At 65.3% G+C, this 24094-nt stretch carries 25 protein-coding genes and 1 tRNA gene; 13 read left to right on the top strand and 13 right to left on the bottom strand.

All coding sequences use genetic code 11. The features are described 5' to 3' along the window. Window positions 1-74 precede the first annotated feature (74 nt). The 4 genes from rplM to mdtD all read left to right on the top strand — a co-directional run bounded on the left by rplM (window position 75) and on the right by mdtD (window position 2886). Window positions 75-506 carry a 50S ribosomal protein L13 gene (gene rplM / locus AC1D3B_RS09950; RefSeq protein ID WP_028249522.1) on the top strand — a complete coding sequence of 144 codons (432 nt, stop codon included), beginning with the start codon at window positions 75-77 and terminating at the stop codon, window positions 504-506. A 12-nt stretch (window positions 507-518) separates the two neighbouring features. Then, window positions 519-911 (top strand): 30S ribosomal protein S9, encoded by a 393-nt coding sequence (gene rpsI / locus AC1D3B_RS09955; RefSeq protein WP_093109516.1) that lies wholly within the window; start codon window positions 519-521, stop codon window positions 909-911. Between the two features lie 115 nt (window positions 912-1026). Beyond that, entirely contained in the window at window positions 1027-1392 is a 366-nt protein-coding gene (erpA, locus tag AC1D3B_RS09960; RefSeq protein ID WP_007827949.1) for an iron-sulfur cluster insertion protein ErpA, read from the top strand. Window positions 1393-1467: 75 nt separating this feature from the next. Further along, a complete protein-coding gene (gene mdtD / locus AC1D3B_RS09965; RefSeq protein ID WP_478190500.1) occupies window positions 1468-2886 on the top strand; it encodes a multidrug transporter subunit MdtD in 1419 nt (472 codons plus the stop codon). A 21-nt stretch (window positions 2887-2907) separates the two neighbouring features. On the opposite strand, the gene AC1D3B_RS09970 is transcribed toward mdtD, so the two are convergent. Together AC1D3B_RS09970 and AC1D3B_RS09975 are read right to left on the bottom strand one after the other, a co-directional pair. Continuing rightward, the gene (locus tag AC1D3B_RS09970; RefSeq protein ID WP_478190501.1) at window positions 2908-4020 is read right to left on the bottom strand and encodes an anhydro-N-acetylmuramic acid kinase; all 1113 of its coding nucleotides are present in this window, start codon (window positions 4018-4020) and stop codon (window positions 2908-2910) included. A 40-nt stretch (window positions 4021-4060) separates the two neighbouring features. Next, the gene (locus AC1D3B_RS09975; protein WP_478190502.1) at window positions 4061-5410 is read right to left on the bottom strand and encodes a peptidoglycan DD-metalloendopeptidase family protein; all 1350 of its coding nucleotides are present in this window, start codon (window positions 5408-5410) and stop codon (window positions 4061-4063) included. A gap of 160 nt (window positions 5411-5570) precedes the next feature. On the opposite strand from AC1D3B_RS09975, the gene tyrS reads away from it, so the two are divergent. Beyond that, window positions 5571-6803, top strand: coding sequence for a tyrosine--tRNA ligase (gene tyrS / locus AC1D3B_RS09980; RefSeq protein WP_478190503.1), 1233 nt, complete (start codon window positions 5571-5573; stop codon window positions 6801-6803). 134 nt (window positions 6804-6937) lie between these two features. Here the strand turns inward: tyrS and AC1D3B_RS09985 are convergent, their stop codons facing one another. Together AC1D3B_RS09985 and AC1D3B_RS09990 are read right to left on the bottom strand one after the other, a co-directional pair. After that, the gene (locus AC1D3B_RS09985) at window positions 6938-7546 is read right to left on the bottom strand and encodes an OmpA family protein (RefSeq protein ID WP_478190504.1); all 609 of its coding nucleotides are present in this window, start codon (window positions 7544-7546) and stop codon (window positions 6938-6940) included. Continuing rightward, on the bottom strand, window positions 7543-8022 hold the full coding sequence (locus tag AC1D3B_RS09990; protein WP_478190505.1) for a FecR family protein: 480 nt from the start codon (window positions 8020-8022) through the stop codon (window positions 7543-7545). The genes AC1D3B_RS09985 and AC1D3B_RS09990 overlap by 4 nt, the downstream gene beginning before the upstream one ends. A 133-nt stretch (window positions 8023-8155) precedes the next feature. Between AC1D3B_RS09990 and AC1D3B_RS09995 the strand changes: the two genes are divergently transcribed. Both AC1D3B_RS09995 and dtd read left to right on the top strand, forming a co-directional pair. Continuing rightward, window positions 8156-9076, top strand: a complete 921-nt coding sequence (locus tag AC1D3B_RS09995; RefSeq protein WP_478190506.1) for a cation diffusion facilitator family transporter — start codon at window positions 8156-8158, stop codon at window positions 9074-9076. Further along, a complete protein-coding gene (dtd, locus tag AC1D3B_RS10000) occupies window positions 9073-9516 on the top strand; it encodes a D-aminoacyl-tRNA deacylase (RefSeq protein WP_478190507.1) in 444 nt (147 codons plus the stop codon). Before AC1D3B_RS09995 ends, dtd begins: the two co-directional genes overlap by 4 nt. 12 nt (window positions 9517-9528) lie before the next feature. Here the strand turns inward: dtd and ybeY are convergent, their stop codons facing one another. Both ybeY and AC1D3B_RS10010 read right to left on the bottom strand, forming a co-directional pair. After that, entirely contained in the window at window positions 9529-9981 is a 453-nt protein-coding gene (ybeY, locus tag AC1D3B_RS10005) for an rRNA maturation RNase YbeY (protein ID WP_478190508.1), read from the bottom strand. Window position 9982: 1 nt separating this feature from the next. Beyond that, entirely contained in the window at window positions 9983-10930 is a 948-nt protein-coding gene (locus tag AC1D3B_RS10010; RefSeq protein WP_478190509.1) for a PhoH family protein, read from the bottom strand. Between the two features lie 34 nt (window positions 10931-10964). On the opposite strand from AC1D3B_RS10010, the gene ruvA reads away from it, so the two are divergent. Beyond that, complete coding sequence (ruvA, locus tag AC1D3B_RS10015) at window positions 10965-11537, top strand: Holliday junction branch migration protein RuvA (RefSeq protein WP_478190510.1); 573 nt, start codon at window positions 10965-10967, stop codon at window positions 11535-11537. A gap of 9 nt (window positions 11538-11546) precedes the next feature. On the opposite strand, the gene AC1D3B_RS10020 is transcribed toward ruvA, so the two are convergent. After that, window positions 11547-11981: a hypothetical protein gene (locus tag AC1D3B_RS10020; protein ID WP_478190511.1), complete on the bottom strand. Its 435-nt coding sequence runs from the start codon at window positions 11979-11981 to the stop codon at window positions 11547-11549. Window positions 11982-12068: 87 nt separating this feature from the next. On the opposite strand from AC1D3B_RS10020, the gene ruvB reads away from it, so the two are divergent. Further along, complete coding sequence (gene ruvB / locus AC1D3B_RS10025) at window positions 12069-13121, top strand: Holliday junction branch migration DNA helicase RuvB (protein ID WP_478190512.1); 1053 nt, start codon at window positions 12069-12071, stop codon at window positions 13119-13121. A 13-nt stretch (window positions 13122-13134) separates the two neighbouring features. Here the strand turns inward: ruvB and AC1D3B_RS10030 are convergent, their stop codons facing one another. Next, a complete protein-coding gene (locus tag AC1D3B_RS10030) occupies window positions 13135-14865 on the bottom strand; it encodes a lysoplasmalogenase family protein (protein WP_478190513.1) in 1731 nt (576 codons plus the stop codon). 136 nt (window positions 14866-15001) lie between these two features. Between AC1D3B_RS10030 and AC1D3B_RS10035 the strand changes: the two genes are divergently transcribed. Beyond that, window positions 15002-15880: a UDP-2,3-diacylglucosamine diphosphatase gene (locus AC1D3B_RS10035; protein WP_478190514.1), complete on the top strand. Its 879-nt coding sequence runs from the start codon at window positions 15002-15004 to the stop codon at window positions 15878-15880. Then, complete coding sequence (locus AC1D3B_RS10040) at window positions 15877-17088, top strand: glycosyltransferase (RefSeq protein ID WP_478190515.1); 1212 nt, start codon at window positions 15877-15879, stop codon at window positions 17086-17088. The genes AC1D3B_RS10035 and AC1D3B_RS10040 overlap by 4 nt, the downstream gene beginning before the upstream one ends. Window positions 17089-17507: 419 nt before the next feature. Here AC1D3B_RS10040 and AC1D3B_RS10045 read toward each other — a convergent pair. Beyond that, window positions 17508-17584: transfer RNA gene (locus AC1D3B_RS10045), tRNA-Met, on the bottom strand. A 178-nt stretch (window positions 17585-17762) separates the two neighbouring features. Here AC1D3B_RS10045 and AC1D3B_RS10050 point away from each other — a divergent pair. Both AC1D3B_RS10050 and AC1D3B_RS10055 read left to right on the top strand, forming a co-directional pair. Next, window positions 17763-18371 (top strand): sigma-70 family RNA polymerase sigma factor, encoded by a 609-nt coding sequence (locus AC1D3B_RS10050; RefSeq protein ID WP_478190516.1) that lies wholly within the window; start codon window positions 17763-17765, stop codon window positions 18369-18371. Continuing rightward, on the top strand, window positions 18368-19501 hold the full coding sequence (locus tag AC1D3B_RS10055; protein WP_478190517.1) for a hypothetical protein: 1134 nt from the start codon (window positions 18368-18370) through the stop codon (window positions 19499-19501). Before AC1D3B_RS10050 ends, AC1D3B_RS10055 begins: the two co-directional genes overlap by 4 nt. A 30-nt stretch (window positions 19502-19531) precedes the next feature. On the opposite strand, the gene AC1D3B_RS10060 is transcribed toward AC1D3B_RS10055, so the two are convergent. Genes AC1D3B_RS10060 through AC1D3B_RS10075 form a run of 4 tightly spaced genes read right to left on the bottom strand, consistent with a single transcriptional unit; the run spans window position 19532 to window position 24030 of the window. Then, a complete protein-coding gene (locus AC1D3B_RS10060) occupies window positions 19532-20311 on the bottom strand; it encodes an enoyl-CoA hydratase (RefSeq protein ID WP_478190518.1) in 780 nt (259 codons plus the stop codon). A gap of 40 nt (window positions 20312-20351) precedes the next feature. After that, window positions 20352-22145: a M61 family metallopeptidase gene (locus tag AC1D3B_RS10065; protein WP_478190519.1), complete on the bottom strand. Its 1794-nt coding sequence runs from the start codon at window positions 22143-22145 to the stop codon at window positions 20352-20354. Next, window positions 22145-22867 (bottom strand): DsbC family protein, encoded by a 723-nt coding sequence (locus tag AC1D3B_RS10070; RefSeq protein ID WP_478190520.1) that lies wholly within the window; start codon window positions 22865-22867, stop codon window positions 22145-22147. Before AC1D3B_RS10070 ends, AC1D3B_RS10065 begins: the two co-directional genes overlap by 1 nt. A gap of 17 nt (window positions 22868-22884) precedes the next feature. Beyond that, window positions 22885-24030, bottom strand: coding sequence for an FAD-dependent monooxygenase (locus AC1D3B_RS10075; RefSeq protein ID WP_478190521.1), 1146 nt, complete (start codon window positions 24028-24030; stop codon window positions 22885-22887). Between the last annotated feature and the right edge of the window lie 64 nt (window positions 24031-24094).

A 24094-nucleotide genomic window follows, 5' to 3' on the forward strand; every position in this document is an offset into this window, starting at 1 on the left:
CCTAAGAGATTCCCGCCAGAGGAACGCCGACCGTGGAAAAGGGCCCGCCAAACCCTCTTCAAAAGAGAAAACTCATGACCAAAACGTTCAGCGCCAAGCCCGCTGACGTGACGCACGAGTGGTTTGTGATTGACGCGACCGACAAGGTCCTCGGACGAGTAGCCAGCGAAGTTGCTCTCCGTTTGCGCGGCAAACACAAGGCCATTTACACGCCTCACGTCGATACGGGTGACTTCATCGTCATCATCAACGCAGCCCAGCTGCGCGTCACCGGCGCCAAGCCGCTTGACAAGGTGTACTACCGCCATTCGGGCTACCCGGGCGGCATCACGGCCACCAACTTCCGCGACATGCAAGCCAAGCATCCGGGCCGCGCCCTGGAAAAGGCCGTCAAGGGCATGCTGCCCAAGGGTCCGCTCGGCTACGCGATGATCAAGAAACTCAAGGTGTACGGTGGCGCAGAGCACCCGCATACCGCCCAACAGCCCAAAGTGCTGGAACTGTAAGGAGCCTTGAGAATGATTGGTGAATGGAACAATGGCACCGGCCGTCGCAAATCGAGCGTCGCCCGCGTGTTTCTGAAAAAAGGCACCGGCAAGATCACGGTCAACGGCAAGGACATCCAGGATTTCTTTGGCCGCGAAACCTCGATCATGATTGCCAAGCAACCGCTCTTCTTGACCAACAACGTCGAAACCTTCGACATCATGGTCAATGTGGCTGGCGGTGGCGAGTCGGGCCAGGCCGGCGCGACGCGCCACGGCATCACCCGCGCGCTGATCGACTATGACGCGACGCTCAAGCCGGTGTTGAGCCAGGCTGGCTTCGTGACGCGCGATGCGCGTGAAGTCGAGCGTAAGAAGGTCGGTCTGCACTCCGCACGCCGCCGCAAGCAGTTCTCCAAGCGCTGATCGCCCTTTGGGCTTATCGCTTGCACTGTCAAAGAGCCGCCTTCGGGCGGTTTTTTGTTGTTTGAAGTAGCATTCGTCGATCGGCCGCACGTTCGGCCTCACAGGAGTCCCCCTAATGAGCGCTGTTGCAGAAAACATCCAGACCCAGATGCCCGAGCCCATCGTCTTCACGGACAGCGCGGCAGCCAAGGTCGCCGACCTGATCGCCGAAGAAGGCAACCCAGACCTCAAGCTGCGCGTGTTCGTGCAGGGCGGCGGCTGCTCCGGCTTCCAGTACGGCTTCACCTTCGACGAAATCACGAACGAAGACGACACCACGATGACCAAGAATGGCGTGTCCTTGCTGATCGACGCCATGAGCTACCAGTACCTGGTCGGCGCCGAGATCGACTACAAGGAAGATCTGCAAGGCGCCCAGTTCGTCATCAAGAACCCCAACGCCACCAGCACCTGCGGCTGCGGATCGAGCTTCTCGGCCTGATGTGCTGAGTTCCTCCGTGCCAATTCAAGAAGCCGCCTCCGGGCGGCTTTTTGCTGCCCGCCATTTTCTGCCCTCATGACTTCATCGGATTCCCCGCGCAAGAGCTTGCTGTGGCTTGTAGCCATCGGCTTCTTCATGCAGACGCTGGACGCGACGATCATCAACACCGCGCTGCCCGCGATGGCCGCCAGCCTGGGCGAGAGCCCCCTGCGCATGCAGTCGGTCGTGGTCGCCTATGCGCTCACGATGGCGATGCTGATTCCCGCGTCCGGGTGGATCGCCGATCGCTTTGGCACGCGGCGCATCTTTTTCGCCGCGATCGTGCTCTTCGTACTCGGCTCGGTGCTGTGCGCCTTGTCGCGTGGCATCGGACAACTGGTGGCGGCGCGTGTCATCCAGGGGCTGGGAGGTGCGCTCCTGCTGCCTGTCGGGCGTCTTGCATTGCTGCGCACAGTGCCGCGCGCCGAATTCCTGGCGGCCATGAGTTTCGTTGCCATCCCTGGCCTGATCGGTCCGTTGCTCGGCCCAACGCTCGGCGGCTGGCTGGTGCAGTACGCGTCGTGGCATTGGATTTTCCTGATCAACGTGCCTGTGGGTTTGATCGGATGCTTCGTCACGTTGCGCGTGATGCCCGATATTCGCGCGGAACTCGTGCATCGCTTCGATGGCGTCGGCTATGCCTTGCTCGCCTTCGGCATGGTGGCGATTTCGCTGGCGATCGACGGTGTGTCCGGGCTGGGGTTGCGGCAAGTCGGCGTGCTCGTCTTGCTGGTGTTCGGCTTTGCAAGCATCACCGCCTACTGGTTGCACGCGGTGCGTCGCCCTCATCCGCTCTTCGAACCCGCACTGTTCGGCATACCGACACTGAGCATCGGATTGTTGGGCAATCTGTTCTCGCGCCTCGGAAGCGGCTGCATGCCGTTCCTGATCCCGCTGCTGTTGCAGGTCTCGATGGGCTATTCGCCGTTGAATGCTGGCCTCATGATGCTGCCGATCGCGCTGGCCGGCATGGCGATGAAACGTTTCGCGACACCGCTGATCATGCGCTACGGCTACCGACGCGTCTTGGTCGTCAACACCGCCCTGGTCGGGCTGAGCATGGCGAGCTTCGGGCTGACGACGCCCAGTCAGCCGATCGTGCTGCACATCGTCCAGCTGCTCACCTTCGGCGCGGTCAATTCGCTTCAGTTCACCGCCATGAACACCATCACGCTGAAGGATCTGGATGGCGGCATGGCGAGCGCGGGCAACAGCCTTCTCTCGATGGTGCAGATGCTCGCGATGAGCCTGGGCGTGGCGGCGGCGAGCGCGGTGCTGGCCGGCTACACCGGAATCTTCGGCAGCGAGGCACCGCTCGAGACGCTGCACGCGTTCGAGGCGACCTTCGCGAGCATGGGACTGATCACGCTGGCCTCCGCGCTGATCTTCTGGCACTTGCCGCCGGAGGCGCGTGCGGTCCAACCGGCGCAGCCGGAGGTTTCCGGCCAAGGCTGAGCACCCCGGCGACGGCTCCGATCAAGCCGGGTAGATCGCGCCGAGAACGCGCGCGCCACGCGCGCCGGTCACGCTGGCAAGGTTGCCTGGCTGCCCGAGCAGCCTGCAGCGCGCCAGCCAGGCGAAGGCTGCAGCCTCGACCTCCTGCGGGGGCAAGCCACGCTCGGCGGAGGAGACAAGTTCCACGGCGGGCAGGAGCGCCCGCAGGCGCGCCATGAGATGCTGGTTGAGGGCGCCGCCGCCACAGACGATCAGCAACTGGCTGTCCGGTCCATGGCGCTTCAGATGCATGGCACACGTACGAGCCGTGAGCTCCGTCAAGGTGGCCTGTACATCGGCCGGGTCGGCGGCGGTCGTTCCCAGCTGAGAGGCCATCCAGTTCGGATTGAACAGGTCGCGACCGGTGCTCTTGGGGGGCGCCTTGGCGAAATAGGCGTCGCCGAGAAGCCGGGACAGCAGGTCGGGTAGCACTTGGCCGCTCGCGGCCCATTGGCCGCCGGCGTCGAACGGTTGACCAATGTGCGTCTGACACCAATGGTCGATCAAGGCGTTGCCCGGCCCGCAATCGAAGCCCAATACCGTTCCGCTGCCGGCAGGCAGCAGGCTGAGATTGGAAATGCCCCCGATATTCAATACGGCGACCGCCTGGTCGTCCCGCGCAAACAGCGCCCGATGGAAGCCTGGCACGAGGGGCGCGCCCTGGCCGCCCGCTGCAAGATCGCGGCTGCGGAAGTCGGCAACCACTTGAATACCAGTCAACTCGGCCAGCAGGGAAGGGTTGTTGATCTGCAGGGTGTACCCGACGTCGTCGAATTCGCCGGGGCGATGCCGGACAGTCTGGCCATGCGCGCCGATGGCCGTCACGGCGTTGGCTGAGACCCCCGCATCGGCCAGCAACTGCTGCACTACGCGCGCATAGACCCGGGCCAGCCCGTTGCCGGCCAGCGCTGCGCGATGCAACTCGTTGTCGCCGCCGGGCGTGTTGAGTGCCATCAACTCCGCATGCAGGCTCACAGAAAACGGTGCTGCCGCGAAGCCCTGCACTGCGATGCGCCCGTTCGAAAAGTCGGCCAGAACGCCGTCAACGCCATCCAGCGACGTGCCTGACATGAGGCCGATGAAGAGTTCAGCCATGGTTCGGGGATAGGTGATTCGGGCCGTTGCCGGCCCGCCGTCAATCCGCGCTGGCCTGCACCACCGAGAAGGCGGCCGACAACTCGGTACGCGTCGCGAGGGCTAGCCGCTCGAACGCAGGGCGCGATGCCGTGGTGATCGGGACACCGCCTTCCTGTTGCGCAATGGTGGACGGATCGTGGTATTCACCGTTCACGCGAAATTCGAAGTGAAGGTGGGGACCGGTAGCCCAGCCCGTCGAGCCCACAGCGCCCACAGTCTGGCTCTGGCTGACGCTCTGGCCGAGCTTGACGTCGATCCGACTCAGGTGAGCGTACGCCGTTTCCTGGCTGTTGCGGTGCTTGAGGATCACGATGTTGCCGTACCCGTTCTGGGTGCCCGCGAATTCGACCGTCCCGTCGCCCACGGCGCGGACAGGCGTGCCGGCGGGAGCCGCGAAGTCGATGCCGTGGTGCTGGCGCCAGCTGTTGAGGATCGGGTGCAGCCGCATCGCGAAGCCGCTCGATACACGCGTGAACTCAACCGGCGAACTCAGGTAGGCGCGGCGCAGGCTGTCGCCGTTGGGGCGGTAGTAGCCGCCTTTCTGGCCGGGTTCCTGGAACCACAGCGCCTGGTACAGCTTGCCGTTGCTCTCGAACTCCGCCGATAGCACGCGACCGTTGCGAAGCGTCTGGCCGTCCGCGTCAAAGGTTTCGTAGACGACGGCAAAGCGGTCGCCCTTGCGCAACGAGCGGAAATCCACATCGGTGGAGAAGACGTCGGCCAACTGGGTTGCCACCGAATCGGGGATCCCCGCGTCATCCGTCGCCGCAAAAAGTGAGGTGCGCACGACACCACTGGCCAGGCGGGTGCCCGGTGTCAGTACGTCGGATTCGGTGCGTGCCCGGAAACCGCCGGCAGTCTTCTCGACCACCAGACGCTTGAAGCCGCCATCGCTATCGGGAATCCAGCGGGCGCTGAGCTTCTGCAGCGTGTTTTCCTGTGTGGCTTCGGCGGTGACGGTGCGCCCGGGGCGGCTGAGCAGTGCGTTGCGCGCTTCGGCGTTCGCGCGCACGAAGGCGGCAGCTGCCGGATCGGCAATGCCGAGGCGCTGCAGTAGCGCTTCGGCTGTGTCGCTCGAACGGGTGGATTCGTTGCGGAACAGCGTGAAGCTGTGGGTGTCCAGGGCCTCGACCTGCTCGGCAAACGACAGCGGAGTGACCGCTTCGAAGACTTGCTTGACTGGGATGTCAGCCGCATCCGGACCCAGCGAGGCGACTGCGAAGGCACCGCCACCCGCGGACAGCAGCAACGCGGCGATCGCAGCCGTGATCTGCTTCGGATACGTCCGGAATGTGTGAGCCACGCGCGAAGCAATCAGCTCCTCGGCGGCCAGAATGCCGTTGATCAAAACTTCGAAATTCCAACTCAGATTCTGCAAATCCGTGCTGCGAAGACCGTGTCGAACGGGCGGCAGGACGGTGCGGGCATACAGCGCCGCTTAGAATCCGGCGCTTGAAAAGTCGGGCTGAGTATAGCTTCGGCCATAGAGAAATCAGCCAAAAAGCCCAATGAACGCCGAGTTTGTTACATCCACAAGTCTGTCTGAAGGTGTAGGACGAGCCCTCGAAATTTCACTCCGTGGAACCGACGAGTTGCTCCCGCAAGATGAATGGGTGCGCAAGCTCCAGCGGTCCGAGGCGACGGGAACGCCGTTGCGAATCAAGCTAGGCCTGGATCCGACCGCGCCGGACATCCACATCGGCCACACCGTGGTGCTCAACAAGATGCGCCAATTGCAGGATCTCGGACACACCGTGATCTTCCTGATCGGCGACTTCACCACCACCATCGGCGACCCGTCGGGCCGCAACAGCACCCGCCCGCCCCTGACGCGCGAGCAGATCGAGGCCAACGCCCAGACCTACTACCGGCAGGCCAGCCTGGTGCTTGATCCCTCCAAGACCGAGATCCGATACAACTCCGAATGGAGCGACCCACTTGGTGCCCGCGGAATGATCCAGCTGGCGGCCAAGTACACCGTGGCGCGGATGATGGAGCGCGACGACTTCAGCAAGCGATTCAAGGCGGGCCAGTCGATTTCGGTGCATGAGTTCCTGTACCCGCTGATGCAGGGCTACGACTCGGTCGCCCTCAAGTCGGACCTCGAACTCGGCGGCACGGACCAGAAATTCAACCTGCTGGTCGGTCGTCACCTGCAACAGGAATATGGCCAGGAGCCGCAGTGCATACTCACTATGCCGCTTCTGGAAGGGCTCGACGGTGTCGAGAAGATGTCGAAGAGCAAGAACAACTACATCGGCATCAGCGAGGACGCCAACACCATGTTCGCCAAGGTGCTGTCCATCTCCGACACGCTGATGTGGCGCTGGTACACGCTCTTGAGCTTCAAGTCACTGGCCGAGATCGCGGCCCTCAAGGCAGAAATCGAAGCCGGCCGCAACCCGAAGGATGCCAAGGTTGCGCTGGCCAAGGAAATCACCGCGCGCTTCCACAACCCCGCTGCGGCCGACGCAGCCGAACAGGATTTCATCAATCGCAGCAAGGGTGGCGTCCCGGACGAAATCCCGGAGGTGGCCCTCACTGGTGCGCCCCTCGGTATCGCCCAACTCCTCAAGCAAGCGGGATTGGCGCCCTCGACTTCCGAAGGCAACCGCCTCATCGACGGCGGCGGCGTCCGCATCGATTCCACCGTCATCAGCGACAAGACCCTCAAACTCCCCGCAGGCAGCTACGTCGTCCAGGTAGGCAAGCGCAAGTTCGCCCGCGTCACCCTGACCTGACCCGAGGCGCCTGCGTAGCCGGCCGCCCATTCCAGGAACACCACGGATCCGGCTTCGCCGGTCCGAAGGTGTTGCCCCCGGTCAGGGGGTAGGCGAAGCGACACGAAGTGCGCGCAGCCTGGGGGCTAGCAACATCACCGAACTTCGATCGTCACCCGTCGATTCTGCGGCTCGTCGACCTCGTCGGCCGTCTGGACCGCCAGGTCGCGTTCGCCGCGGCCGACCGCTTCGACCCGACCCGTCGGAAAGTTGCGTTCCACGAAGAGCAGCCGAACCTGCAATGCACGACTGCGCGAAAGTTCGTCGTTGCGCGCGCTCGTGCCGACGGTGTCGGTATGTCCCGTCACCACGATCTCGCCGCCGCTGCGCGTGCGCGCAGCGGCCAGGGCCTCGTTCATCGCTGCCTGCGATGCTGCGGTGAGGATGGTGCCGCCCGCCTCGAAGTACACCGTGTAGCGTTGCGGTGGAGGCGGCATCAACTCGAAAAGTGCCTTGTTGTTCGCCTTCACTCGCTCGGGATCGGCCTGGTCGACGACGGGCGCGCCCCGTTTCCCGACACCGGCTGTCGCCCGCTCGAATGGTTGATCGAGCGTTTCCTCACCGTCTTCGGTGCTCACGACCACCGCCGACGGCTTGCCGTCGGCCTGCGGCAGCAACACGACACGCGTGCCGGGGGTCGAGCACGCCGCAAGCAGCGCGATGGAGACGAGGGCGATGAGAAGGGAGAAGCGACGAAGATTCACGGCTGACCGTCCACCTCGACGATGAAATCCGTGCCGCGGATGCCGATCACCGCGGTCTGCGTTTCGACGCGTACCGCGTCAGGGTGCGTCTTGCCGATCAGCCCGGTGATCATGCGCAGAGAGCCTTTCAGCAGCGAGACCAGCATTCCGCCTTCCTGCGTGGTCGAATCGAAATGGAACTGCTTGACGTCCAACCGCGAGGAAGGACCGACCACCATCGAGGTACCGTCCCGCAGGACCACGCTCGCGGCGGAGTCGGTGCCGGTCACGATGCGGTCGATGGGGGAGACCGCATCACCGGGGGTGGCAGGACGCGCCGCACCGTCCGAGCTCAGCAACCGAACGTCCCCGCGCACGGACTTCATGGTTCCGGCCCTCTGTTCGCTGGAGACGTCGCTGGATGCTGTCATCTGCGCCAGCGCACAGGTGTTGCAAAGGATGAGCCCGGTCAGGGCAATGGCAATACGCTTGTTCACGAATGCTTCCGAAAAGTGCCTGGGGCATGCCGGTCGATGGTACGCGAGAGGGCGGCACCGGCCGACCGTGCCAGATAATTCGGCACAATTTTGCCGACTTGCTGGCAATCGTCTCTGTTCCTATCATCGTCCTTTGAACCTCGCTGCCCTGGGCCCCAAGCAACTGCTCCGCGTCTCGATCGTGGTGGCGCTCATCACCATCGTGCTCAAGGGCGCGGCCGGGTACGTCACCAACTCCATGGGACTGATTTCGGACGCGATGGAGTCGTTCGTGAATCTCGCAAGCGCGACCTTCGCATTGGCGATGGTCACGATCGCGGCGAGGCCGGCCGACGAAGACCACCCCTACGGGCATCACAAGGCCGAGTATTTCTCTTCGGGCTTCGAAGGCATCCTGATCATCGGCGCGGCCATCGCCATCATGTGGGTTGCGATCTCGAGGTTACTGTCGCCGCAGCCCCTCGAGCAACTCGGCTGGGGCCTGGCGCTCTCGGTATTGAGTTCGGGCTTTAACGGTGCGCTGGCCTTCGTGCTGTTCCGGGCCGCGCGCACCCATCGTTCCATCGCACTCGAAGCCGACGCGCGCCATCTGGTGACGGACGTCTGGACTTCCGCCGCCGTCGTGATCGGCATCGTGGCAGTCGGCCTGACTGGCTGGCTATGGCTCGACCCACTTCTCGCCATCGGCGTGGCACTGAACATCGTGCGCGAAGGCGTGAAGCTGATCTGGCGTTCGTCACAGGGACTGATGGACGAGGCGCTCGAGCCCGAATCCCTGGCGCAACTGGATGCGACGCTGAAGCGATTTGCCGCCAGCGTACCTGAAGGCGCGCAACTTCGATTCGACGATATCGTCACCCGCCGCGCCGGCCAACGACGCTTCGCCGACCTCCACATGCACGTGCCGGGCACCTGGTCGCTCGAACGCGCCGCCGCCTTGCGCGACGCCCTCGAGCAGGCGCTGATGGATGCGGTGCCCGGGCTGCTCGTGACCATCCAGTTGCTGCCACTGGGCATGGAGGCGCGCGCGACGCAGAAGGAGCACGTGGCGTGAAGGCAGTTCTCCAGCGCGTCACCGGCGCCCGCGTCGACATCGCCGGGCGGACGGTCGGCGCCATCGATGCGGGCCTGCTTGTGCTGCTGTGCGCCGAACGTGGCGACAGCGACGTGCTGGCCGACCGCATGGTCGCGAAGATCCTGAAGCTGCGCATCTTCCCGGACGACGCCGGCAAGATGAACCTCAGTGTGCAGGACATCGGCGGCGGCCTGCTGGTGGTGAGCCAGTTCACGCTGGCGGCCGACGTGAGCGGCGGCAACCGCCCCAGCTTCACCCAGGCTGCGCCGCCCGAAGAAGGCCGGCGACTCTACGACTACTTCGTCGCCCGGGCGCGTGCGGCGCATCCGGTGGTAGCGACCGGTGAATTCGCAGCCGACATGCAAGTGCATCTCGTGAACGATGGCCCGGTGACCATTCCGCTGCAGATGTCGGCCTGAGGGCCGGCGGCTTCAGTAAGGATTGCGAATGCCGAGCCCTGCGAGGATCTCGATCTCGCGCGCCTCCATGGCTTCAGCGTCTTCCTCGCCGGTCTCGTGGTCCCAGCCCTGCGCGTGCAAGGTGCCGTGGACCAGCAGGTGCGCATAGTGCGCCGCAAGTGTCTTGCGCTGTTCCTTCGCTTCCCTCGCGACCACCGGCGCGCAAAGCACCAGGTCCGCCATCACGACCGGCGCCTGCGCATAGTCGAAGGTCAGCACGTTGGTCGCGTAGTCCTTGCCGCGGAATTCGCGATTGAGTTGCTGGCCTTCATCGGCGTCAACGATGCGTACGGTCAGTTCGCCGTCTGCATCCAGCGCATGACGGATCCAGCGCACGACGCTATGACGAGGGAGTGCCGCCCGATGGCGCTCGACCCCCTTGAAGCGCGCGAACTGCAGGGACAAAGACAGTGCAGCGAGTGCCATCTCACCGGGCCGCGCTACGTTTGCGGGCGTTGTCGTAGGCGTCGACGATGCGGGCTACCAAGGGGTGGCGCACGACGTCGGCGCTGGTGAAGTGCGTGATGGCAATTCCGTTGACCCGCTTGAGCACTCGCTCCGCATCGATGAGCCCGCTCATCTGCGTCTTCGGGAGGTCGATCTGGCTCACGTCACCGGTGACTACCGCCTTGGCGCCGAAGCCGATACGTGTGAGGAACATTTTCATCTGCTCGGGCGTGGTGTTCTGCGCCTCATCGAGGATGACGAAGGCATTGTTGAGCGTGCGGCCGCGCATGAAGGCCAGCGGCGCGATCTCCAGCGCATTGCGCTCGAAGGCCTTCTGGACACGATCGAAGCCCATGAGGTCGTACAGCGCATCGTAAAGAGGCCGCAGATAGGGGTCGACCTTCTGCGTGAGGTCTCCAGGCAGGAAGCCGAGACGTTCGCCGGCTTCCACCGCGGGCCGCGTCAGCACGATGCGCTGCACGGCGCTGCGCTCGAGCGCATCGACCGCGCACGCCACAGCAAGGTAGGTCTTGCCCGTCCCGGCAGGGCCGATGCCGAGCGTGATGTCGTGGTTCGCGATGTTCTGCAGGTAGACGCTCTGGTTGGGCGTGCGGGCGCGCAAGTCGGCGCGCCGCGTGGCGAGCGTGATGGCGCCGTCCTCGGCCTCCGTCATCGAGCCGTCGCCCGCCAGTGTGAGCTGGACGACGGCGGCATCGATCGGCCGCTGGGCGATCTCGTAGAGCGCCTGCAGGACGTCCATGGCCCGCTGCGCATTGACCTTGGGACCGTCGACCTTGAATTGCTCGTGCCGGTGCGCGATCTTGACGTTGAGGGCTTCCTCGATACGGCGCAGGTTCGCATCGAGCGGGCCGCAGAGGTGACCCAGGCGCGTGTTGTTGGGCGGGGCGAAGGTGTGTCGCAGAATCACGCGGATTTCATTTTCAAGATCGAGAAGGGCACCCATGATAGGCAAACTCACCGGCATCCTGGCCGAACGCAATCCGCCGCAGGTCGTGGTGGACTGCAATGGCGTGGGCTACGAGGTCGATGTGCCGATGAGCACCTTCTACAACCTGCCCGGCACCGGGGAGCGGGTTTCGCTGCTCACGCACTTCGTCGTCCGCGAGGACGCGCAGATTCTCTATGGCTTCGGCACCGCCGCCGAGCGCGCGGCGTTTCGGCAGCTTATCAAGATTTCCGGGGTCGGGCCCCGCACCGCGCTGGGCGTGCTCAGTGGCATGAGCGTGAGCGAACTCGCGCAGGCGATCACGCTGCAGGAAGCCGGCCGGCTGGTGAAGATTCCCGGTATCGGCAAGAAGACCGCCGAGCGTCTCCTGCTCGAGCTCAAGGGCAAACTCGGCGCCGAGATCGCGCTGCCGGCGCATGCGGCGAGCGATTCGCAAGCCGACATCCTGCAGGCGCTGGTCGCGCTGGGCTACAGCGACAGGGAAGCGGCCGCGGCGCTGAAGGCGCTGCCGAAGGATGTCGCGGTGGGAGAGGGAATCAAGCTGGCGCTGCGGGCGCTGGCGAAATAGGGGGATGGGTCAGCGCCAATCCTGCATTGCGAGCGCCATGGCGAACACGATGGTCTGCACGACCACGACGATGCCGTGCCACTGCATCGACTTGCGGGCCTCCGCGACGCGGTCGGCCAGCGGGCGCGATCCGTCGGCGCCGCGGGCCAGGCCGAGCTTTTCCAGTCCGTTGTCCAGCGCGGATGGCGAGGCGATCGCCCCTTGCACGAATCCTTCGAACAGCGAAGCGGCCAGCGCGAGGCGCAACGCCAGGTAGCGTTCGGGCAACCCGAGCAGGGCGACGACCGCAAAGGCGAACCAGGTGGCCGAAGGCAGCGAGCGCCCGGTCAGCGCGAGCACCAGGCCTGCAATGAACGCGAGGGCGAGGCCCCAGGCCGCCAGCGCGCCGTTGGCGCGCAGCAGCCCGGCGGTGGCGACGCACAGTGCGCGATCGTTGTCGTTCATGAGGCGATTCGGTCCCTTTCCGGTGGCGCATTCTGCCGCAGCGCCAGCCCGAACTGGCCCTAAACTGCGCCCTCAGCCCATCGCCCCATGACCATCCAGACCGACGATTTCGCCCCGGCCCCGCAACGCGTGGTGTCCGCCGCGCCCGCATCGCCCAACGAAGAAGCCATCGAGCGTGCCTTGCGGCCCAAGCTGCTCGACGAATACGTCGGCCAGGTCAAGGTGCGCGAGCAGCTCGAGATCTTCATCGGCGCGGCCCGACATCGTGCCGAAGCGCTCGATCACGTGCTGCTGTTCGGGCCGCCGGGCCTGGGCAAGACCACGCTCTCGCACATCATCGCGGCCGAGCTTGGCGTGAATCTGCGCCAGACTTCCGGTCCAGTGCTGGAGAAGCCCAAGGATCTCGCGGCGCTGCTCACCAATCTGGAGCGCAACGACGTGCTCTTCATTGACGAGATTCACCGTCTCTCGCCCGTGGTCGAGGAAATCCTCTACCCGGCGCTGGAGGACTACCAGATCGACATCATGATCGGCGAGGGCCCCGCCGCGCGAAGCATCAAGCTCGACCTGCAGCCCTTCACGCTGGTCGGCGCGACCACGCGGGCGGGGATGTTGACCAACCCGCTTCGCGACCGCTTCGGCATCGTCGCGCGGCTCGAGTTCTATACGGCCGAGGAACTGGCGCGCATCGTCCGCCGCAGCGCCGGCCTGCTGGCCGTTCCGATGGACGACGACGGCGGCCTCGAGATCGCGCGCCGTTCTCGCGGTACGCCCCGCATCGCCAACCGGCTGCTGCGCCGTGTTCGCGACTACGCGCAGGTGAAAGGCGATGGCCGGATCACGGTCGACGTGGCGCACAAGGCCCTGGCGATGCTCGATGTCGACCCGCAAGGCTTCGACCTGATGGACCGCAAGCTGCTCGAAGCAGTCATCCATCGTTTCGACGGCGGACCCGTCGGCCTGGACAACATCGCCGCCAGCATCGGCGAGGAGTCGGGCACCATCGAAGACGTGATCGAGCCTTATCTGATCCAGCAGGGCTACCTGCAGCGTACCCCGCGCGGGCGCATCGCGACGCTGGCCGCGTACCGGCATCTGGGTGTCGCACCGCCGCAGCGCGACGGCGACATGTTCGGCTGATGAGGCCCCGGCGTCAGCGCGCTGGCGGGCGCACGTGGGCGGCGATGAACCACTGCGCCGCGTAGTAGCTGGCCAGCACCCACAGCGAAGCCACCGGCAACGGCACGACGAAGCGGTTGGTCGCCAGCAAGGCATCGCTCAGCATGAACAGGCAAGCGCCGGCAGCGACGCTGCGCGCCGATGCGTCATTGGCGAGCACCGCTGCGCGGCCGACCGCCTGGGCCGCCATGCAGGCGATGACAACGACGTAGATGCCCACGGGCATCCGCAGGCCGGACGGCAGTCCGCCCGACCACAGGAACGCGTACATCAGCGCGCCAATGGCCAGCGTTGCGACGAGCGCGCGCGGCCGCGGAAACAGGCCGATGCCCGATGCAAAGAGTGCGATGTAGGCAAGGTGTGCCAGGAGGAAGCAGATGAGGCCGGGCACGAAGAACTGTGGCCACATCAGAAGGACGTCGCCGGCGAGCGAAGCCACAAGCCCTGCCATCAGCAGGAGGGCGAATCGGCCCCGCACTCCCGTCGCGCGCATGCGCATCAATGCAAAGGCGATGAGGATGATCAGCGCGAGGGGCTTGAAGACGATGTGAACAGGCGTGATCCCCAAGGCGCCGCTCGCAGTGGCCAACGCCGCGGCATCGACAAAGAGAACCTCCGTCGCCGACAGCCGGCCCTGCAACACCGCGCCTGTCGCCCAGAGACCGGCGGTCATGGCAACGAGCCATGTTAGCGAAGCGCTGAAAGGAAGCGTGTCCGAGTACCACAGAAAGGCCGTTGCGCCGCCGAGCAGCGCAACGAACTGCGCCGCCGCGAATGCCTGCACGCCGTGCGAAGCCGGCGGTTCGTAGCGGTGGATCTGTGCAATGTCGAAAGCCGGCTTCGGATCCAGCGCCGCCAGGTCGGCCGGTCGCCAGCCCGGCGGTTTGAACCAGATGCGCACCTTGTCCCGCCAGAGCCGGGTGCGCCAGGAATCGCGTGCAAGCGACCAATAGACCTCGGCGTTCGCCCACACTGGATCCCAACTCTGGAGCGGACTGCGCGTACCGTAGATGCAGCGCTCGTCCTCCTCCTTGAATGTGCCGAAGAGGCGATCCCACACGATCAGCACGCCGCCGTAGTTGCGATCGACGTAGCGGTCATTCACCGCGTGATGCACGCGGTGGTTCGACGGCGAGCAGAACCAGCGGTCGAACCAGCCCAGTTTGCCAACCTGCTCGGTGTGCACCCAGAACTGGTAGAGCAGGTCGATGAGCGCGACCGCGCCGAAGACAAGGGGCGGCACGCCCGCCAGCGCCATCGGCAGATAGAAGATCCAGCCCAGAAGGACGCCGCTGGACGTCTGGCGAAGCGCCGTCGACAGGTTGTAGTGCTGGCTCTGGTGATGCACGACGTGCGCGGCCCACAGCACCGCGCTTTCGTGACCGTACCGATGCAGCCAGTAGTAGCAGAAGTCATAGAAGACCAGCGCCAGGATCCAGCCGTACCACTGCATCCAGAAGTCATCGTTCCGAAACAAGGCAAAGGCGGACCAGATCGCCGTGTAGATGCCGATGCGCAACAGCCCGGCAATGGCCGCGCTGATCTGGCTCAGCATGCCCAGCCCGATGCTGTTGAGCGTGTCCGGCAGGCGATAGGTATCGCTTCCCGTTCCGCGCCGGGCGCGCATGCGTCCCACGAAGAACTCGATCCCGATCAGGAGAAAGAACACGGGTGTTGCAAGAACGATGATCTGGCCAGGGCGCATGCGCGGATTTTCGGGCGCACGGCGTGCCACTGCGTCGCTGACTCGTCATGGTTTGCCCGGACAAACTGGCTGTTGTCATCGGCGAGTCATGCGTGTGCCATAGCCCCGTCACGTCTTGGCGCGATCGTGTCCGTCCATGCAACGCGACGACGCCTTTCTTCGCGCATGGCGCGATTCCGCCCCCCAGCTTTCCGATGCGGAAGACGGGGACATGCTGCGCCCGCCGCAGAGATACCGCACGCTCTGGATCTCCGACCTGCACCTGGGCACGCCCGGTTGCCAGGCACGGGCGCTTCTCGATTTTCTGAAGCACACGGAATGCGAGACGCTGTTCCTCGTGGGCGACATCATCGACGGCTGGCAACTGCGCCGCCACTGGTATTGGCCGCAGGCGCACAACGACGTGATCCAGAAACTGCTGCGCAAGGCGCGCAAGGGTACGCGCGTGATCTTCATTCCGGGCAATCACGACGAGTTCGCGCGCAAGTACCTGCATCACAACTTCGGTGGCATCGATGTCGCGGAGGAATGGATCCACGAGACCGCGGACGGCCGCAAACTCTGGGTCATGCATGGCGACTTGTTCGACGGCGTGATTCAGTGCGCGAAGTGGCTGGCCCACGTGGGCGATTCGCTCTATGAGTTCACGCTCAAGCTGAACCGGCATCTCAACTCCCTGCGTGCGCGCATGGGGCTGCCCTATTGGTCGCTGTCGAAGTACCTGAAGCTGAAGGTCAAGCGCGCGGTGAGCTACGTGGGCGACTTCGAGAATGCGGTGGCGCGCGAAGCCCGCCGGCGCGGCGTGCAAGGGGTGGTTTGCGGCCACATCCACCACGCGGAGCTTCGCGACATCGACGGCATCCTCTACGCCAATGACGGCGACTGGGTCGAGAGTCTCACCGCGCTGGCCGAGCACGCCGACGGGTCGCTCGAGATCCTGCACTGGGCGGAGCACATGCCCGTCGCGGCCCGGTCCGGGCGTGTCGCATCGCGGCGAGAGCCTGCGCACGCATGACGCGCGCCGCCCCGCTTCCCTCGCGCCCATCGACCCGCACCGTCGACCTCGTCTACTTCAACGCGGGCGGCGGGCATCGCGCGTCCGCGCTGGCGCTCGAGGCGGCGATCCGGAGAGCGGGGTTGCCTTGGACCGTGCGCCTGGTCAATCTGCGCGAAGTGCTCGATCCGAAGGACAGCTTCCGCAAGCTGACCGGCATGGATCCGGAGGACGTCTACAACAAGCGCCTGGCGCACGGCTGGACGCTGGGCCTGGCACAGGAACTGAAGCTGCTGCAAGGCATGATCCGGTGGGGCCATTCGACATTGGTGCGGCAACTGCAGGAGCATTGGCTGGCGACCGAGCCGGACATGGTGGTCTCGCTGATCCCGAACTTCAACCGTGCGCTTTGCGAGGCGCTGGCTTCGACCTTGCCCGGGGTTCCCTATGTGACACTGCTGACCGATCTCGCGGACCACCCGCCAAACTTCTGGATCGAAAAAGGGCTGGACCAGCACTTCGTCTGCGGTACCGCCAAGGCTGTCCAGCAGGCCCGCGCGGCGGGCTACGCGGAGGAGCGGGTTCATGCGAGTTCCGGCATGCTCATCCGTTCGACCTTCCATGACGCGAAGCCGATCGACCGCGCTGCGGGGCGGATAGCGATGGGACTCGATCCCCATCGACCGACCGGCATCGTGCTGTTCGGCGGACAGGGCTCCAAAGCCATGCTCGGCATCGCCAAGCGCCTGCCGGACACTCAACTCATCCTCGCCTGCGGCCACAACGCGAAGCTCGCTCGTGCGCTGCGCGCCCTGCCGTCGAGCGCGCCTCGACTGGTGCTGGAGTTCACGCCCGACATTGCCCGCTTCATGCAACTGGCGGACTTCTTCATCGGCAAGCCCGGCCCCGGAAGCCTGAGTGAGGCAGTGCAGATGCATTTGCCGGTGATCGTCGTTCGCAACCGATGGACGTTGCCGCAGGAGCGCTACAACGCCCAATGGGTGCGGGAGCGGGGCGTGGGGCTGGTCTGCGCCAGCTTCGCGAAGGTGGCGGAGGCCGTCGACGAACTGACTGCGCACTTGGAGCGCTACCGGGCGGCGACGCAAGGCATTCGCAACCAGGCGATCGATGAGGTGCCGCGCATGCTTCAAGGCATCCTCGAAGACTCGCTCGCGGTGTCAAAAGGCGCCAAGCGGCCCGTGGATCTGCGTGTAATGAAATCGGTCTAATTGACAGCAGACTTCCGTCGAAGTCAACGGGCCAGTGCATTTTTGGCGCAAAGCCAACAAATAGAACTTTAAGGTTACAGAACGGTTACACTCGAGGCATTCGGACGGTCCGGCAGGGCGGTAAGGCAAAAAACCCCGAGGAGCAACTGTGAAGAAATCATCCTGGTATGCGGCGACGGGCCTGTCGGTCTTGCTGGCTCTCGCCGGCTGCGACGGCAGTGGCAGGGAAGCCCCGATCAATAGCGGATCGGGGGCGACCTCGGCTGCGTCATCCCCGGTCGTGGTCACGTGGCAACCGCCAAACAAGCCGGCGGAATTCCTTAGCGCCTGGCGTCCTCCCAAGGAATAGAACTGCCGCTTCAAGGCGGGACCGAAAGCAAAAAAAGCCTGCTATCGAAGTGATAGCAGGCTTTTCTGTTTGGTGGCTCTTCACGGACTCGAACCGCGGACCTGTGGATTATGATTCCATCGCTCTAACCGACTGAGCTAAAGAGCCGAGCCCGAAATTATAGCGCGGCTCCGCACGGTCTTCGATTTCACACCGAAGTTTCGATGCTTCCCTCTTCCCCGTCGTCATCGGGCTCGGTTCCTGGCGGGCCGGGTCGGCTCTGAGGTAAAAACTGCGGATGCATGTGCCCACCGAGATTCCCGGTCTCTCTGACGACGATCAGGCAATGCTTGCCTACGTCGGGGGGGACACGAGCGCCTTCGAGTCGCTGTACACGCGCAATGAAAGCGCTCTGTACCGCTTTGTACGGCGCCTCCTCGGCATCCGGTACGCGGCGGAAGTCGACGAGGTGTTCAAGGAGACCTGGTCGCGCATCATCAGCGCGCGCGACACCTTCTCGCCGCAGGATGCAAGCTGGCGCACCTGGGCCTTCACCATCGCGCACAACCTGTCGATGGACAGGCTTCGCCTCAGCGGCCGCGAGGGCGCGTTCTACGCGCACGACGAAGACGGCGATGGACTTGACGCCGCGCTCATCTTCAGCCGCGGCCTGCTGAACGACGACGGTGCCGCCAACGACGACACGCGCACGTCGCAGGAAGAACTCGCTTTCTGGCGCGCCGCGGGTCGCCGTCTCGTGGGCTGCCTCGACGAGTTGCCGATCGAACAGCGCGCTGCCTTCCTGTTGCACTACGAGGACGGCTTTACCGTGGACGTGCTGGCTGCCACGCTCGACGTCGGATCGGACACCGTCCAAACCAGGCTGCGCCAGGGACTGAAGAAGCTGCGCGGCTGCATGGACCGCTATCTGTCGGCGCTGGAGCACGGCTCATGAGCGCCACCGTGGACAACGTCGACGAGCTGCGCGACGTACGCCTGTGGCAGGCGCTCGAATACGCTCCGGACCACAACGCGGCGCCCGACTGGCGGCTCCGCAAGGCCATCCTGAAAAGGGCGGGCGACGCCGTCGGCGCGGTCGACCCGTATGAAGCCGAGGCGGAGCTGGAACTTGCGGCTCGACCATGGTGGCGGCGCATCGGCTCGTCGGGCGAGCAGCGCTCGCGCCTGCCGTGGGCGGCTGCATTGGCCATACTGCTCTTTGCGACGTTGGTGACGATGTTCTGGCGTCGCGATCCTGTGGTCGCCCCGCAGCGCGACGCCGAGCCGAAGGTGGCGGCTGCGCCGGCGCCGCAAGCCCGCGACTCGAACGGGCCGGCGCTGCCGGGTCTGACGGAATCCGGACCATCCTCCAGTCAAACCGCTTCGCGGCCTTCGTCGTCGGCGCCCCCATCGACGTCCTCGTCGGCGTTGCTGCCATCAACCGCACTGCCGGAGCCGCCGCCTCTTCCTGTCGCCGCCCCGAGTGCGCCGGTGGCATCCGCTGCGCCGGCGCCGTCCGTGAAATTGCAGCAGAAGACGCCTTCGCCCACCATGCCGCCGCCACCGCCAAGACGTGAAAGTGTGGATGCCGCCGCGAAACCTGTCCCCCCTACCGTTCCTGCTGTTTCGCCGCAGGCTTCGGCTGACGTGGCGCGTACCGTGCCTGCGCCTGCGCCCGCCCCGTCGCCTTCAGTGCGCACGGAGGCCACCGAGCCACCCACCTTCGCTGCCCTCTCTCAGTGGACCCGCATGACGATCGCCCGGCGGGGCGGAGGAACTCGCACCGTGCAGCGCGCAGAAGCGCGGGACCTGAACGCGCTGCTGGGATCGGCCGCGATCTCCGCCGTAGGATCGCAGCCGATGCGTGCGGCGCCTGAATACCGCGTCACGCTGGAGCGCAACGGCGATGTGCTGGCGGTATTCGAAGTCGCGCCGACCCAGGTTCGCTGGCGCGAGGGAAAGACGCCGTCCGCCACGGGGGTGCCGTCGGCGCCGGCACTCGCAGCGTTGCGCGAAGCGCTGCGGGACACGCTGCAACCGGCGCCGACGGCGGCTCCCGCCTATGCACCGCCGCGCAATCCCTAGCGAGTTCCCTCGGGCCGATGGCGTTGCGTTTCACTCATGCTTGAAATCCGCTGCGCGCTTGTTCAGGAAGGCGTCCATGCCTTCCTTCTGGTCCGCGGTAGCAAAGAGCGCGTGGAACAGCCGGCGCTCGAACATGACGCCATCCGACAGTCCGCTCTCGAAGGCGCGGTTGACCGACTCCTTCGCCGCCATCACCGAGATCTGCGAGAAGTTCGCAATGACCAGCGCGGCGCCGAGCGCTTCGTCGGCCAACTTCTCATATGGCACGACGCGGCTCACCAGTCCGGCGCGTTCGGCTTCGGCGGCGTCCATCATGCGCGCGGTCAGGACCATGTCCATCGCCTTCGACTTGCCCACCGCACGCGGCAGTCGCTGCGTGCCACCGGCGCCGGGAATCACGCCGATCTTGATTTCGGGCTGGCCGAACTTGGCGTTGTCCGCCGCGATGATGAAGTCGCACATCATCGCGAGCTCGCAACCGCCGCCCAACGCAAAGCCGCTGACAGCCGCGATCACCGGCTTGCGGATCTGGCGGATGGTTTCCCAATTGCGGGTGATGAAGTCGCCCTTGTAGGCGTCGAGAAAGCTGTACTTGGCCATCGCCGCGATGTCGGCGCCCGCCGCGAAGGCGCGTTCGCTGCCGGTGACGATGATGCAGCCGATGGCCGGGTCGGCGTCGAAGGCCTTGAGGGCCTGGCCCAGTTCGGTCATCAGCGCATCGTTGAGCGCGTTCAGTGCCTTGGGCCGGTTGAGCGTGATGATGCCGACCTTCTCGGCCTCGACGCGAACTTCGATGGTTTCATAGCTCATGCGTGTCTCCTTGAAACGAACAATTCGTTGGCCGGTGCCGCTACTGCGGATTCAACCATTTCGCCAGCTTCGCCGGGTCCTGCGCGAAGAGGCGCCAGGTCGTCACGCCGGTAGGCAGCGCCAGCGCCAGGCGAAGCAGGCGGCGGTCTCTCGCGACGAGCGCGACGGCTCTCTTCAGCGGCCCCAGGTAGAGCGCGAGATCGTCGAGCCGCGCAAGTCGCCAGCCCTGCGCGGGCCGGCCTTTGGTCGCAGGCAGTTCGATACCGATCCATTCATCGTTTGCCGAGAAGCCCGCCTGCTCGGCCGCACCGCCGCGCAGCACGACCTTGACCTGCACGCTGCCGCCAGTTTCGGCCACGCGGAGACCGAGTTCCTGCGCGCGCTGCGCCGGATCATCGAGCGCGGCGACGCCGTGCGCGCGCAGCAGATCGGACAGCGGCAGTTCATCGGTCGAGTGAACCCAACTGGCGATCTCCTTCGCGAACGAGCGGCCGGAAATGGCTTCGAGCGCGGCGGCGAAGTCCGTCTCGGCGATGGGCCCGCCTTCGCTCTTCTTCCAGAGCAACCGCATCACGTCGTCGAGTGAACCCTGCCCCTCGGAGCGCAGGGTGAGGTCGAAGCACATGGCGACGAGCGCGCCCTTGGTGTAGTAGCTCACCGTGGTGTTCGGCGTCTGCTCGTCCTGGCGGTAGTACTTGATCCAGGCGTCGAAGCTGGCCTCCGCCACCGACTGCACGAGCCGGCCCGGCGTCTGCTGCACCTGGTTGATGGTCTTGTTGACGAGCTTGAGGTAGGTCGCATCGTCGATGCAACCGGCGCGGCGAAGCAGCAGGTCATCGTAGTAGCTGGTGAAGCCCTCGAACAGCCACAGCAATCCGGTGTAGTTCTCGCGCCCGTAGTCGTAGCGCGCGAACTCGGCGGGCCGCAGCCGCTTCACGTTCCAGGTGTGGAAATACTCGTGGCTGATGAGGCCGAGCAGCGTGACATAGCCATCGGTCTGCTTTCGGGCGCCGATCTGCGGCAGGTCGCGGCGGGTGCAGATGAGCACGGTCGAATGGCGATGCTCCAGGCCGCCGTAGCCGTCGTCCACGGCATTCAGCATGAACACGTAGCGGTCATGCGGCGGCTTGGGGCCGTTGCGCTTGCCGACCTTGTCCCCGTGCCAGAAGCGCATCTGCGCTTCGCAGATGGCGCGGGTGTCGGAAATGAGGCGCTCGCCATCGAAGGACGCGGGCACGCCGGCGATGACGAAGCGGTGCGGCACGCCGCAGGCTTCGAACTCCGCGCTCCAGAAGGCGCCCATCTCGACGGGGCTGTCGGCCAACTCGTCGTAATTGGCGGCGACATAGGTGCCGAAGCCCTGGCGATCGACCTTGGCCGGCTTCAGCGCCGTGGCACATGACCAGCGCACACCTTCCGCCGGTGTTGGAGGCGCCACCACCTCGACCGCATGTGGCGCGTCGACCAGACCTTCGACCTGGAGGCACAGGCTGGTGCCATTGAAGAAGCCGCGATCGGCGTCCAGCCAGGCCGTCCGCACCGAGTTGTCGTACGCGCAGACTTCATAGCGCAGCACCAGCGGCTTGCCGGGCGTGCATTTGATCTGCCAGCTGCACTTGTCGAGCTGTTGCGCCGCGAGCTTGCGCCGGCCCTGCATCGCGCGGAGGTCCTGGAGGTTCTTCGAGAACTCGCGCACCAGGTAGCTGCCGGGAATCCACACCGGCAGCGACACGCGCTGCAGCGCCACCGGCTGGTCGATGGTCAGGGTGACGGCGAAGAGGTGCGCCTTGCGATCCGCGCACTCGACGCGGTAGTGAATGGCCGGCGCGGCCATCAACTGCGAGCGGCGAGTTGTTTTTCGACCTGCGCCGCCGGCAGCGCACCCGGTGCACGCGAACCGTCGCTGAAGATCAGCGTGGGCGTGCCGGTGATGTTGTACTTCTGGCCGAATTCGCGGTTGCGGGTGAGAGCGGTGGTGTCGCAGTCGCCGGTGTCAGGCGTGACGCCGCGCTGCATCCAGTCGTTCCACGCCTTGGCCTTGTCCTTGGCGCACCAGATGTTGCGTGCCTTGACGACAGAATCGGGGCCCAGCACCGGATAGAGGAACATGTGGATGGTGATGTTGTCGACCTTCGTCATGTCGCGCTCGAACTGCTTGCAGTAGCCGCAGTTCGGATCGGCGAACACCGCCAGCTGGCGCTTGCCGTTGCCGCGCACGATCGTGAAGGCGTCCTTGACGGGCAGCTTGTTGAAGGCGACCTCGCTGAGTTTCTCGACCCGCTCCTCCGTGAGGTTCTTGCGCTCCTTCACGTCAATAAGGTTGCCTTGCAGCAGGTAATTGCCCTGTTCGTCGGTATAGAAAATCTCGAAGCCGTTGATGCGCACTTCATAGATGCCGGGCATCGGCGACTTGGTGATTTCGTCGATCTTCGCGAATTGCGGGATGCGTGCAGCCAGGTTCTTGCGAATCTCGGCTTCGCCTGCGCTTGCATTCAGTGCGTAGCCCAGCGTGAGCGCGGTCAGTGCGGCAAGGAGTGGACGGGTGAGTTTGTTCATGGTGGTTTTCCCGGAATTCATTGCAGGCCCATTGCCTGCCGAGCGATCCAGTTCTTGACGAGCCGTGTGCGGTCGAAGCCGCGCATGCCCCAGTTCCGCAACGCCGGCAAGGGGTCGGCGCTGTGGGCGAAGAGTTGCTGCAGGCCGTCGGTGGCGAGGCTCATCGACAGCACGTCCGTGCGGCGTGCCCGTTCATAGCGCCGCAGCAGCCGGGCGTCGCCGACGCTGCGCCAGTAGTCGCGCGTCTTGATCACCTCGGCGAGGACCGCGGCATCGGCAAGGCCGAGGTTCAGGCCTTGTCCCGCGAGCGGATGCACGGTGTGCGCCGCGTCACCCGCCAGCGCCCAGGCGGAGCCGTCGTCGAACCGGCCCGTCCAGCGGTTGGCGATGGCGCGCTGCAGCGGCCAGGCAGCCCGCTCGCTGGTGAGCCGCAGGCCGCCGAGCGCCCTGTGGGTCGCTTCACTCATCGCAACGTTGAATTCGTCGGCGCCCTGTGCGAGGAGCGTGGGCGCACGAAGCTGGTCGACCGACCACACGAGCGCCATCGAACGGTCGAGGCTGGCCGGCGCGTCTGCGGCGCGGTTCGCATCGGCCATCGGCAGCAGCGCCAGCACTTCGCCCTTGTCGTTGAACCACTGGCGGGCGGTGCCGTCGTGCGGCAACTCGGCTGCGACGCGCGCGGCGATCGCATGTTGCGGATAGCGGGTGACCTCGTAGTCAACGCCCAGTGCTTCGCGCGTGACGCTCATGCGGCCTTCGCAGACCACGGTGAGCGGGGCGGGGACGGGAGCGGTCACGACCTCGATGCGGGGCTGGAAACGCACCGCGTCGCTCAACTGCTGCTCGAGTGCCGGCACGTCGACGATCCAGGCCAGCGCATCGACCTTCTGGCGCGCCGCATTGAACTGCACCCGGCCGCCTTCGTCGCCGTGCACCAGCATCTCGCGCACCGGCGTGGCGTGCGCCGCATCCGGCCAGGCGCGCAGGGATTCGAGCAACTTCCTGGAAGCGGCATTGAGCGCGTACGCACGGACATCCGGCCCGTTCGGCGTGCTGGCGGGCACCACCAGCGCCACCCGCACGCGTTCGCGCGCCAGCAAGAGCGCCAGCGTGCGTCCGACGATGCCGGCGCCGCGAATGCAGACTTCGGGGGGAAGAGCCATCGCGGCATTGTAGGAGGAGCCTCCGTCCCGGGGCGGCGTGCTGGACAATCGCTGCTCTTGAAAA

Source organism: Variovorax sp. P5_A3, from assembly GCF_056400665.1.

What these genes read in the sequence shown, in the direction of transcription:
- AC1D3B_RS10070 (WP_478190520.1), bottom strand. Translation starts at nt 22,867, where the DNA reads ATGAACAAACTCACCCGTCCACTCCTTGCCGCACTGACCGCGCTCACG.
- AC1D3B_RS10035 (WP_478190514.1), top strand. Translation starts at nt 15,002, where the DNA reads ATGCAACGCGACGACGCCTTTCTTCGCGCATGGCGCGATTCCGCCCCC.
- AC1D3B_RS09970 (WP_478190501.1), bottom strand. Translation starts at nt 4,020, where the DNA reads ATGGCTGAACTCTTCATCGGCCTCATGTCAGGCACGTCGCTGGATGGC.
- ruvA (WP_478190510.1), top strand. Translation starts at nt 10,965, where the DNA reads ATGATAGGCAAACTCACCGGCATCCTGGCCGAACGCAATCCGCCGCAG.
- mdtD (WP_478190500.1), top strand. Translation starts at nt 1,468, where the DNA reads ATGACTTCATCGGATTCCCCGCGCAAGAGCTTGCTGTGGCTTGTAGCC.
- AC1D3B_RS10075 (WP_478190521.1), bottom strand. Translation starts at nt 24,030, where the DNA reads ATGGCTCTTCCCCCCGAAGTCTGCATTCGCGGCGCCGGCATCGTCGGA.
- AC1D3B_RS10020 (WP_478190511.1), bottom strand. Translation starts at nt 11,981, where the DNA reads ATGAACGACAACGATCGCGCACTGTGCGTCGCCACCGCCGGGCTGCTG.
- erpA (WP_007827949.1), top strand. Translation starts at nt 1,027, where the DNA reads ATGAGCGCTGTTGCAGAAAACATCCAGACCCAGATGCCCGAGCCCATC.
- ybeY (WP_478190508.1), bottom strand. Translation starts at nt 9,981, where the DNA reads ATGGCACTCGCTGCACTGTCTTTGTCCCTGCAGTTCGCGCGCTTCAAG.
- AC1D3B_RS10060 (WP_478190518.1), bottom strand. Translation starts at nt 20,311, where the DNA reads ATGAGCTATGAAACCATCGAAGTTCGCGTCGAGGCCGAGAAGGTCGGC.
- AC1D3B_RS10040 (WP_478190515.1), top strand. Translation starts at nt 15,877, where the DNA reads ATGACGCGCGCCGCCCCGCTTCCCTCGCGCCCATCGACCCGCACCGTC.
- AC1D3B_RS10030 (WP_478190513.1), bottom strand. Translation starts at nt 14,865, where the DNA reads ATGCGCCCTGGCCAGATCATCGTTCTTGCAACACCCGTGTTCTTTCTC.
- rplM (WP_028249522.1), top strand. Translation starts at nt 75, where the DNA reads ATGACCAAAACGTTCAGCGCCAAGCCCGCTGACGTGACGCACGAGTGG.
- AC1D3B_RS10055 (WP_478190517.1), top strand. Translation starts at nt 18,368, where the DNA reads ATGAGCGCCACCGTGGACAACGTCGACGAGCTGCGCGACGTACGCCTG.
- rpsI (WP_093109516.1), top strand. Translation starts at nt 519, where the DNA reads ATGATTGGTGAATGGAACAATGGCACCGGCCGTCGCAAATCGAGCGTC.
- ruvB (WP_478190512.1), top strand. Translation starts at nt 12,069, where the DNA reads ATGACCATCCAGACCGACGATTTCGCCCCGGCCCCGCAACGCGTGGTG.
- AC1D3B_RS10065 (WP_478190519.1), bottom strand. Translation starts at nt 22,145, where the DNA reads ATGGCCGCGCCGGCCATTCACTACCGCGTCGAGTGCGCGGATCGCAAG.
- AC1D3B_RS10050 (WP_478190516.1), top strand. Translation starts at nt 17,763, where the DNA reads ATGCTTGCCTACGTCGGGGGGGACACGAGCGCCTTCGAGTCGCTGTAC.
- tyrS (WP_478190503.1), top strand. Translation starts at nt 5,571, where the DNA reads ATGAACGCCGAGTTTGTTACATCCACAAGTCTGTCTGAAGGTGTAGGA.